Genomic DNA, 8884 nt, shown 5'->3' with positions numbered 1-8884 from the left:
AATATGCCAGTAATGACTATCAAAATCTGCTAAAAAGATATGGCTTTGTATGCAGTATGAGCAGAAAGGGCAATTGTTATGACAATGCCCCTATGGAATCTTTCTGGGGCAAACTTAAAATGGAATGGCTAAATGATTATAATTTTGAGACCAGAGCTGAGGCTAAAAAGGCTGTTTTTGAATACATAGAACTGTTTTATAACCGTAAAAGGACTCATTCAACAAATGGGTATATTCCACCATTCATGCTGAAGGAAATATCATAGGTATTATAAGAATTAATGAGATAAATAGTGATTCTTGCTGTCCATTTTATTGAGGCAAGGTCAGAAATTAAGGCTTTAACACTAGATGAAGAGAATAAGCTCATTGAAGTATCTAAGGATGATAAACTCTATTCACTATTTGTTGTGGCTCTTGATAGCGGTTTAAGACTCGGTGAACTACTTGCCCTAACTTGGAGTGATATTGATTTAGATAGAGAAGAGATAAATGTCAATAAAAATGTTATCTACGTCAAAAATTACGAAGGTAAGTCAAAGACTAAGAATATTATAGTCGTTCAGAATAACCCTAAAACAAAGTCCTCCATAAGAAAAGTACCGCTTACTCAAAGGTCTCTGAATTTATTAAAGGAACTCAAGTCAAAAACAAATTCCATTATGGTATTTGCTACTAAGACAGGTAACTATTTAAACTCAAGAAATGTTGAGCGTTCATTTGTAAGAAATGCCACCAAAGCAGGAATTGTTGATTGTAATTTTCATAGTTTAAGACACACATTCGCTACAAGACTTTTTGAACGTGGGGTATCTGTAAATGTTGTATCAAAGTTGTTAGGTCATGCTAAAGTTTCTATAACTACTGATATTTACATTAGTGTAATACCATCTCTTAAAAGTGATGCTATAAAAGTACTGGATTTACTTCATTCAGAGCAGATGGAGAACAAACCAATTATAAACCAATTACGATAATTTTTGATGGTTTTAGGCGGTTTTATACACCAAATAATGTAAATCAAAGGAGGTGAATTCACTGTATAAATCAACAATAAAAAAATCCCCAACACCTGTATTACCAAGTATTGAAGGACTTTCGATTTGGAGCTCCCATCCAGATTCGAACTGGAGACCTCATCCTTACCATGGATGCGCTCTGCCTACTGAGCTATGGGAGCATATGGAGCGGGTGATGGGAATCGAACCCACGCAGTCAGCTTGGGAAGCTGATATTCTACCATTGAATTACACCCGCAAAATATTCTAATGTTTCAACTCATGTAGTATAGCATGTAGATGAAACTAAGTCCAGCACCATAAAAACCAGTAATTTGAATTTATGCTTTTTGTTCTTCTAAATATTTCTCCAATTTACGTTTTACTCGTTGTAACGCATTATCAATAGACTTGACATGTCTGTCCAATTCTTCTGCAATTTCCTGATATGACTTACCCTCCAGATACAAAGTCAGAACCTCCCATTCAAGGGAACTGAGTATCTCGCTCATCTTGCTCTCAATTCCAAGAAATTCTTCTCTGTTAATTACCAACTCCTCGGGATCGCTGATGCTCTCTTCACAGATAATATCCATGAGGGTTCTATCCGACTCTTCATCAAAAATAGGCTTATTAAGTGAAATATAAGAATTTAAGGGTATATGCTTCTGCCTTGTAGCTGTTTTGATAGCAGTAATAATCTGGCGTGTTATACAAAGCTCCGCAAATGCTCTGAAGGAAGAAAGCTTGTCCCCTTTGTAATCTCTGATAGCTTTAAATAATCCAATCATGCCTTCTTGAATAATGTCCTCACGATCAGCCCCAATGAGAAAATAAGTCCTTGCTTTCGCACGAACAAAGCTTTTGTATTTGTTAATCAGATACTCCAGCGCCGGTTCATTGCCAACCTTTGCATCAAGAATTATATCCTCGTCAACCATATCGCAATATGCTTGAGAGACATTAACCTTCAAGTTCGTTTTCAATACTGTTGCCCCCAGTTTTTCTGCTTGTAAAAGAGTGGTAAAATAGAATATAGACCTAAATAAATTATATTCAAAAACCCAATACGTGTCAAGCCTACTTGCCCTTTCGAATTTTATCCAGCTTTTCAAAAACATCCGGAGACATATTTGACATAATCGTATTGTTTTTAATAGGAGGTCTGAAATTCATTTCTTTTGCCTCTTTTAATTCGGCTTGTATTTCCAGCCTTAATTCTCTGGGGGAAACTCGTATACCTCCGGAAGACATGGTAATTATCTGCTCCATGAAATCTGAGGTAACCACCCTTACAGTATTGGTTCTGCCATTCAAATAAACAAATCTCTCAATAAAATTGTCAGCAGTCTCCCCTTCTTTTGTATAAACAACCTTTAAATTATCAAATTCCTGTACCTTTTCCTGCCCCCGCTTTTGAAGATATGCATCAAAAACCACTATTACCTCAATATTTTTATAGCCCTGATAATTGGACAACATATTCAGAAGTTTGTCACGGCAGTCCTCTAAAGACTCCCTTGGCAGGTCAAAAATATCCGTCCATTGATTTATAACGTTGTATCCGTCTATTACAAGATATTCCATCTAACCTCCATTACAGCCCTTATCTTCCTCTCTGCTTAAGTATTTCATACATTACAACTGCAGCTGCAACTGAAGCATTTAATGAACTTATTTCACCTTGCATCGGAATATTGACAACAAAATCACACTTTTCCCGTATCAGCCTACCCATGCCTTCGCCTTCGCTTCCTACAACAAGTGCAATAGGACCCTTTAAATCACTGTCATAGAACGCCCTCTCACCTGTGGAATCCGTACCTGCAACCCAAATATTATTTTTCTTCAGGTATTCTATTGTCTGTGCAATATTTGTAACCCTTGCGACAGGAACATATTCAATAGCACCGGCTGAAGCCTTTGATACCGCGGAAGTCAAGCCTATCGCTCTTCTTTTTGGAATAATAACGCCGTGAGCGCCAACAGCATTGGCAGTCCTGAGTATTGCGCCAAAATTATGGGGATCTGATATTTCATCAAGAATAACTATAAAGGGAGGCTGGCCTTTATCCTCAGCAGCCCTTAATATATCATCCACCTCAACATATTCTTTGACCGCCACAAATGCAATAATTCCCTGATGCGCTCTTGTAGATGACATACCGTCCAAAACATTGTGGTCAACTTCGGTTATAATAATTTTCTTTTCTCTTGCAACGGCAATTATCTGACGAATAGAACCTTCACGCTCACCCTTTGCGACAAATATCTTGTTTATGGTTCTATTGGCTTTCAGAGCTTCCATTATGGGATTTCTTCCTTCAAGCTTGTCTATGTCACCGGGGTCTTCCTGCGGAGCCTCCAAGTCTGCCTTAGAGTCAGTATCAAAGCCTCCCTGATACGAACTCTTTTTATCACTAAAGGCTTTTTTTTCAGAATCAAATTTGGAACCTCTTTTTTCGCCGTATGCTTTCTTTTTGCCGGAATAAGACTTGAAGCCGCTCTTATTGTCCGTATTCGTGTTCATTCTGTTACCATAATTATTTCTTCCTTGAGCCATACGTAAACCTACGCTTTCACTATTATTTAAATTTAATTATTTCTGATTGCAAACTATATCTATTCTTCTTCAACAGACAGTTCCAGTATCTCCATAAGCCTATCCGTACTATTTGTAAGGTATAAATAGCCGATTAGTGCCTCATACCCTGTAGAATACCTATAATCCGTAATTTCTGCATGTTTGGGAGCCGTTGCAGATTTTGCGTTTCTGCCTCTTCGCACTACATCCTGCTCATCCTGAGTAAGCATGTCCGATATCCTATGAACTATGTCCGACTGCGCCTTTGCGTTAACATATTTCACAGACATTTTATGGAGCATATTCACATTGGTTCTTTTATTAATAATAAGCATAGTCCGGATATATACCTCATATACAGCATCACCTATATATGCCAGCACCAGAGGATGCAGATTCATAACATCCTTCGGCTTAATGTCGAAATCCCTGCGCATACTTCCAATAACATCTTCAAACATTATTTTCTCCAACTCTGTTAAAACTGCTTTTTTAATGTAAATCAGTACTATTATACACCAAACTTATATCTGTTAAAACACTTTTATAATTGCTTTAAATATAATAATTAAGCACAAATAATATCCACAGGAAACCTTTTAATTATTGTTAAAAACCATAGTTTTTTAAGAATTGCTCGCCTTTTCCACATATTTTCCCTGTTGTGGACATGATTTCTGTGGATAATGTGGACTAAACTGTGTATATATTAAAAATAGGCTTATCCAACATGTGAATAAAATTTACACTATTTTAAGACTAAACCCACAGGACAGTGATCCGATCCCATAACATCAGCATAAATATCCGCTGCCTCTATTCTGTCCTTTAAGCATTCCGATACACAAAAATAGTCAATTCTCCAGCCGGCATTCTTTGTCCGTGCATTAAACATATATGACCACCAGGTATATGCCTCTGTTTTATCCGGATATAAGCTTCTGTATGTATCAATAAACCCTTGCGACAAGAGCTCCGACAGCTTGTCTCTCTCCTGGGAAGTAAAGCCCGCACTGCTTCTGTTGGTTTTTGGATTTTTTAAATCTATGTCATTATGTGCAACATTCATATCACCGCATAAAATTACCGGCTTTTTTTTCTCTAAATTTTTAAGGTAAGCTCTGAAATCGTCCTCCCATCTCATCCTATATTCAAGCCTCTCAAGCTCCCGCTTTGAATTTGGCGTATAAACATTTACCAGAAAATATTCTTCAAATTCAAGCGTAATAATGCGCCCTTCATCATCGTGCTCCGCAATTCCTATTCCGCAGGAAGAGGAAACCGGTTTTATCTTGGAAAAAACAGCAGTACCAGAGTAACCCTTTTTGGAAGCATAATTCCAAAACTGCTCATAGCCGTCCAATTCAAGCTGTACTTGTCCCTCCTGCAGCTTACTTTCCTGGATACAAAATATATCCGCATCCACTTCCTTGAAAAAATCCATAAAGCCTTTTCCTATACATGCCCTGAGTCCATTAACATTCCAAGATATAAACTTTGTCATATGTTTCCCTCCGTCTTTTTATCCCCAAATAAATTCACATACATTATTCTAAGTATATCATATACAAAATTGCAAAGCCCAAGCTAAATAAAGAAGCCGGCTTTGTACCATGCTTGACTTCAATCAGCACCGAAGCCCTTGGCTATTTTTATGAAACAGGTATCAAGCCATTTAAGCTCAGCAGCATGTTTATACCAGTATTCCTTGCTAATACCCGTTTTTTTGCTTAAAAAATCAAGGGCTTCAAGAAGCTCATCGTAATCCTTAAGTGCAGCCACCTGAACATATCCCTTTTTATCGCCCAGTTTTATCAGATACCAGCTGTTATCTGTTATTCCTTCGACAACAACCAATTCATCCTTTGAAATCTTGCCGATGGCAGTTGACTGCTCGTATGGCTGTTCATAAACATTTGTATTAATTACTGCCTTTTTGGTGGAATACATAAATGTTACCTTCACCTCCGGAAAATCATTCAAGAAAAATTTCAGCCTTCCAAACAGATTAAATGAGCTAAACAGCTCAGTATTAACCACTCCGTAAAAAGTTCCTCTCGCATGAGTCACCCTGTTATCGCCCATATATATTCCCACATGAACTATGCCCGATGCTGACTTTTGAAAACACAAATCACCGGCTCTCAGTTCTTTTTTAGGTATGCTTTTACAAAGCTCAGTATAAATAGAACTGGATGTATAATCAAAATTCAGGGGGATAAGGCCCATTTTGCGCAAGGTATAAACAATAAGACCGGAGCAGTCATAGTATTCCTTCCCCAGCCATCTCTCCGCTGAATAACTGCTGAAATAATAATGAGAGCTTCCGTATATATCCACAAGCTTTTTCAATGCTGCTTTTGTAAGCGGCGTGCTGTCCTGACCTCCGTACACATACCCTTCTCCGATTTTAGAATTTACTATAGATATAAACTCCTGAAGTCTATTCATAATTATCCATCCTTTCACATTCAAGGTCCTATTCTACATAATATGAAAGAAGCAAACATATGTGTTAAAGACAATTACTGCCGGCCAAATAAACGATATAACCCTCCGATAGTTCAGGCTTGAGGCTGAAGCCCCCTATAGTCAAAATAAATTCCAAAAACGCCTTATGAAAATCATACTGTATATTCCATATAAATATAAAACAAGGGCTAGCCAAAGTATTTACTCCGGTTAACCCTGCTGCATCCGTATACCCTCATATTTCAATTTTATATATATTTGACCTTAGCTCCGTTAGGGGTGTCTTCTATCGCTATCCCCCTTGCCTTAAGCTCATCTCTGATCTCATCCGAGAGCTTCCAGTTCTTATCCTTGCGAGCCTGCTGCCTCTCGTCTATCAAAGCTTGAATTTCAGGGGATATCTCGAGCTCCTTGAGTTCTTCCTTCTTTTTATCCAAATCAAATCCAAATATCCTGTTCATCTTTGTAAGAAGCTCAAATATTTGCTGCGACTTCTTGCCGTATCTTACTGCATTCCATGCGACGCCTAATGCCTTTGGAATGTTTAAGTCATCATTTACAGCCTCGTCAAAATCAGAAAGAAATTCATTTACTACAGCGATGTCAACAGCTTCGTTTCCACTTTTATGTGCTTGGCAGCCCTCGACAAACCTGTCGTAGGACACCTGCGCCGACTGCATTACATCCCATGTAAAGTTAAATTTATTTCTATAGTGGGCATTCAGGCACATATACCTGAAGGCCAAAGGATTGTATCCCTTTTCCTTCAAATCATCAATGGTGTATGTGTTTCCAAGACTTTTTGACATTTTGCCGTTATTAACCATCATAAACTCACTGTGCATCCAATAGTTAACAGCAGGCCTTCCAAGAAGAGCCTCTGACTGAGCAATCTCATTTTCATGATGTACAGGAATATGATCTACACCTCCGGTATGAATATCAAATACATCACCAAGATATTTCCTGCCCATTGCCGAGCATTCTATGTGCCAGCCCGGATATCCCATACCCCACGGGCTCTGCCACTGCATAATATGTTCCCTTGGCGCTTTCTTCCATATAGCAAAATCAGCAGGATGATGCTTTTCCTGATTCACCTCAACTCTGGCTCCCGCTATCTGCTCCTCCAGATTAGCTCTGGATAGCTTTCCGTAGCCGTCAAACTTCTCTATATCAAAATATATACCGTCACTGGTTTCATATCCATAACCTTTTTCTATCAGCCCCTCAACGAATTCAATCATTTCAGAAATATGCTCCGTAGCCTTTGGAACAATTTCCGGAATCTCGATATTAAGAGCCTTAATATCTTTCATAAATGCAGCCGTATAAAACTCGGCTATCTGCCAGGGTGTCTTTTTCTGCTCACGGGCTCCCTTAAGCATTTTGTCCTCGCCGTCATCCTCATCCGAAACCAAATGGCCTACATCAGTAATATTCATTACATGCTTCAGAGTATACCCGTTATACTCAAGTACCCTTCTGAGCATATCCATAAATATATATGTCCTTAAATTACCTATATGAGCATAGTTATATACCGTAGGACCGCATGAATATATGCAGACCTCTTTATCACTAATAGGCTTAAACTCCTCTTTTTGTCTTGAAAGTGTATTGTAAACCCTCATATTTTTCTCCTTTCCTGAAGCTTCCTTTACAACCTGAAATAAATTTAATTTATTTAATTATATAAATATAATCTTTTCTTTGTTTACCGTAATACAAACTTACTTTACAGAGTTAAAATACAGTAATGTTATTCTTCACCGGATTCCGTATTCTCACCCCTGTTTTCAAAGACATAGGAGCCGTTACTCTTTTTTATGGCACAAGGCCCGTTGCTTTTCCCTATGACCTGATTCTCCAAATGCTCTATCCTCGATGTCAGCCTGCATAGCTCCTGCGCTATAGGATCAGGCATGTGTATCTGGTCAAGTGCTTCAGACGGAGAACCCGGCTTTTTGTTGCGCTTTCTGACAATTCTGCCTTTTGCTCCCACTACTGTGGAATATGGCTCTACATCGAAAGAAACAAAGGTATTCGCCCCTATACGTGAATTATCTCCTATTTTACATGGGCCGAGCACTTTTGCGCCTGCACCGATAAGCACGTTATTACCGATTGTTGGATGACGTTTTTTTCCTTTTTCCTTGCCTGTACCGCCTAATGTCACGCCGTGATAAATAGTACAGTTATCTCCTATTACTGCGGATTCACCTATAACTATACCCATGCCATGGTCTATAAACAGCCCGCTGCCAAGAGTAGCACCGGGATGAATCTCTATACCTGTAAAAAATCTGCCAATCTGGGAAATAAGTCTGGCAATAAAGAAGCTTCCCATTTTATAAAACCAATGCGATAATTTATGGTATATAAGCACATGAAACCCGGGGTACAGAAGTACAACTTCTAATGCACTCTTGGCTGCCGGGTCACGGGCTGCTATTAATTTTGCATCATTAATAAGTCCTTTTTTCATAGTTTAACCTCTTGGTATAAAAAGAAAAATACTCTATATTTAAATTATTCCCTTTCTTGAATCCGTACCCTTTTAAATAATGCTTTAATATAATATATTCTCATAAGCATAAATAAAATTACCGCACACATCAATAGTAATTTTAACAGTTTTAAATTTGCCTGTAAACAAATACATTAAGATTATGAAGGTTATATATAAGTCCTCTAAAAATAATCCGCCATAAATAGCAAATATTTAAGTACAAAAAAGAATGTCGTATGAAGTACCGGCATTCTCTTTTAAACAGCTTTTATTTTAAAATTAACCAAGCTTGTTTTTATTCAAGCAAAATGAAAGAGC

The 8884-nt window shown here is 38.0% G+C and carries 10 protein-coding genes and 2 tRNA genes; 2 read left to right on the top strand and 10 right to left on the bottom strand.

Going from position 1 to position 8884, the window contains the following annotated elements; all coding sequences use genetic code 11:
• The coding region (locus LY28_RS17740; protein WP_165835622.1) for an integrase core domain-containing protein at nt 1-266 on the top strand (266 nt) is incomplete at its 5' end.
• Between the two features lie 27 nt (nt 267-293).
• Nucleotides 294-977: a site-specific integrase gene (locus LY28_RS17735; RefSeq protein ID WP_165835621.1), complete on the top strand. Its 684-nt coding sequence runs from the start codon at nt 294-296 to the stop codon at nt 975-977.
• Between the two features lie 127 nt (nt 978-1104).
• On the opposite strand, the gene LY28_RS17730 is transcribed toward LY28_RS17735, so the two are convergent.
• The 10 genes from LY28_RS17730 to epsC all read right to left on the bottom strand — a co-directional run bounded on the left by LY28_RS17730 (nt 1105) and on the right by epsC (nt 8542).
• Nucleotides 1105-1180, bottom strand: a tRNA-Thr gene (locus tag LY28_RS17730).
• Nucleotides 1181-1183: 3 nt separating this feature from the next.
• Nucleotides 1184-1257, bottom strand: a tRNA-Gly gene (locus LY28_RS17725).
• A gap of 82 nt (nt 1258-1339) precedes the next feature.
• Complete coding sequence (sigH, locus tag LY28_RS17720) at nt 1340-1984, bottom strand: RNA polymerase sporulation sigma factor SigH (protein ID WP_110463511.1); 645 nt, start codon at nt 1982-1984, stop codon at nt 1340-1342.
• Between the two features lie 94 nt (nt 1985-2078).
• Nucleotides 2079-2585: an NYN domain-containing protein gene (locus tag LY28_RS17715; protein ID WP_110463510.1), complete on the bottom strand. Its 507-nt coding sequence runs from the start codon at nt 2583-2585 to the stop codon at nt 2079-2081.
• 19 nt (nt 2586-2604) lie between these two features.
• Complete coding sequence (gene rlmB / locus LY28_RS17710) at nt 2605-3561, bottom strand: 23S rRNA (guanosine(2251)-2'-O)-methyltransferase RlmB (RefSeq protein WP_110463509.1); 957 nt, start codon at nt 3559-3561, stop codon at nt 2605-2607.
• A 59-nt stretch (nt 3562-3620) separates the two neighbouring features.
• On the bottom strand, nt 3621-4043 hold the full coding sequence (locus LY28_RS17705) for a Mini-ribonuclease 3 (protein WP_110463508.1): 423 nt from the start codon (nt 4041-4043) through the stop codon (nt 3621-3623).
• Between the two features lie 287 nt (nt 4044-4330).
• A complete protein-coding gene (locus LY28_RS17700) occupies nt 4331-5086 on the bottom strand; it encodes an exodeoxyribonuclease III (protein WP_110463507.1) in 756 nt (251 codons plus the stop codon).
• A 119-nt stretch (nt 5087-5205) separates the two neighbouring features.
• Nucleotides 5206-6033 carry an NlpC/P60 family protein gene (locus LY28_RS17695; RefSeq protein WP_110463506.1) on the bottom strand — a complete coding sequence of 276 codons (828 nt, stop codon included), beginning with the start codon at nt 6031-6033 and terminating at the stop codon, nt 5206-5208.
• A 269-nt stretch (nt 6034-6302) separates the two neighbouring features.
• Nucleotides 6303-7688 carry a cysteine--tRNA ligase gene (gene cysS / locus LY28_RS17690; RefSeq protein ID WP_110463505.1) on the bottom strand — a complete coding sequence of 462 codons (1386 nt, stop codon included), beginning with the start codon at nt 7686-7688 and terminating at the stop codon, nt 6303-6305.
• A gap of 128 nt (nt 7689-7816) precedes the next feature.
• Nucleotides 7817-8542, bottom strand: coding sequence for a serine O-acetyltransferase EpsC (gene epsC, locus LY28_RS17685; RefSeq protein ID WP_110463504.1), 726 nt, complete (start codon nt 8540-8542; stop codon nt 7817-7819).
• Nucleotides 8543-8884: the final 342 nt, after the last annotated feature.

The organism is Ruminiclostridium sufflavum DSM 19573, assembly GCF_003208175.1.
In the GTDB taxonomy this organism is placed as follows: Bacteria; Bacillota; Clostridia; order Acetivibrionales; family DSM-1351; genus Ruminiclostridium; species Ruminiclostridium sufflavum.
Note: the sequence above shows the minus strand (reverse complement) of the source record. Positions and strands in the feature narration are given on the sequence as shown.